This window comes from Methylobacterium sp. WL12 (assembly GCF_008039475.1).
In the GTDB taxonomy this organism is placed as follows: Bacteria; Pseudomonadota; Alphaproteobacteria; order Rhizobiales; family Beijerinckiaceae; genus Methylobacterium; species Methylobacterium cerastii.
The window spans coordinates 1-1,536 of the sequence record NZ_VRUW01000203.1 but is presented as its reverse complement, the minus strand read 5'-3'; the positions used below and the strand labels follow the sequence as shown (position 1 = coordinate 1,536).

Below are 1,536 nucleotides of genomic sequence, written 5' to 3'. Positions count from 1 at the left end.
CGTCGGGCGCTGCATCCGCAGCACCAACTCGATCAGCTCCTCGCGGCTCAGCCGCTCAAGATCGCTTCGGCCCATCCTACGAGAGAATCAGCGAAACCCAACCCGCGCAAGGGGGTGGGTAATTACCTCGATGCGTGTCTGTCTCCGAACCACGGGTGGCGACATACCTGGAAGACGCGTGCACTTGGTGCTGGTATCGAGGAACGCCTACGCGACGCTATCACTGGTCATAGAGTTGCATCAGTCGGCCGGCGATACGAGACGCCCACGCTGACGATGCTAGCAAAGGCGATGGGTCATTTCCCGCGCTATTGAGTTGGCACGATTGACGCTAGCGCCGTCGATGCGCCACCCTCGCGTGCCCGCTCCTCCTACAATCTGAAATCACCATTGGTTTCAGGGTTTTAGGGATGCTTGGGCTACCATAGTCCGCCAGTTAGAGGAAGGCCAAAAGGACGTTAGGAATGACCGTTTTCGGGCGCCTGCTGTGACAGATTTGTGACCTGATTTTCATGGTTCGTTCTAGCAATCAAAGGCAAAGTTAAATCAACAAAGGGCCATAGACGACGGCAATAAACAATCAGTCGCACAGATTAAAATATCAATGTGAAACCAGTACTAGCTCGCTCTATTTTGCCATTCCTTCGGTGATGAGGCTATTCAATACACCTTGCGAACCCCACTGAGCGCGCGCATTTCTTTTTTCCACCCCGCCCCAATATATTGAAGAAAAATATATAGCGGACTTAATATAATCGCTAACGATTGGGTATATACTGACTAATCTTCGGCGTCTAGCATAGTCACCAAACTTACCAACAAGTATTGCGGCAACGGCTCGAAGTCCGTCATGCCTTTCAGCATCACTCAATATATCATATGCCGCTTTAATAGTTTCTCCCGCTGCATCAAATCGTTGAAGCAAGGCAGCGATTATCCACATTTTCTGCCAGTCTGAATAAAATGCCTCATTAAGTTGCAAACTCATAAATGAAAACACCTCCTTATCCTCAATAAATGTGGATAAATATGAAGCATAGATTTGCGTCATCGATGGGCGATCATCGAATAAAACCATAGCGTAACTTAAAGCATGTCGTGATTTTGCCTTTTGAAATATTGGAATACAAAATCTCTCAATGCTTTCTTCATGGCCCGGATATTTCGGGATCGAGTCAAACAACAACTTAGTCGCGCGAAGCTCTAAGTCTTCTTCTTTATCACCCTCCTCATCTTCATCGTCGTCCTCGTCCTCGTCCTCGTCCTCGTCGTTGTCTTCGTCGTCCTCCCAATCCATTTGGAAACCATATCCCTCAACGAAATCATCGTCGTCCATATTTTCAGTTATTTCCACTATAGCATCGTCAAATAGCTTTTCTAAATCTGGCTCTTCGGTCAGTAAAAGATTTTTTGCGATGATATAAGTCTTAGCTTCGTTTAATATCAGATCGTAGTTTCTCAGTTCTGGGATCAAACCGTGAAATATTTCTTTTGATTGTGAAATACTGGATATAAAAACGTAGACATCATCCACAT

General features: G+C 46.4%; 1 protein-coding gene and 1 pseudogene. One reads left to right on the top strand and one right to left on the bottom strand.

The genetic code is table 11. From position 1 onward, the window contains the following. Positions 1–315, top strand: a pseudogene (locus FV226_RS28410) (hypothetical protein); the annotation flags it as partial. Between the two features lie 313 nt (positions 316–628). On the opposite strand, the gene FV226_RS27480 reads toward FV226_RS28410, so the two are convergent. Next, positions 629–1,536: hypothetical protein (locus FV226_RS27480; protein ID WP_210246560.1), on the bottom strand; the 908-nt coding region annotated here is incomplete at its 5' end.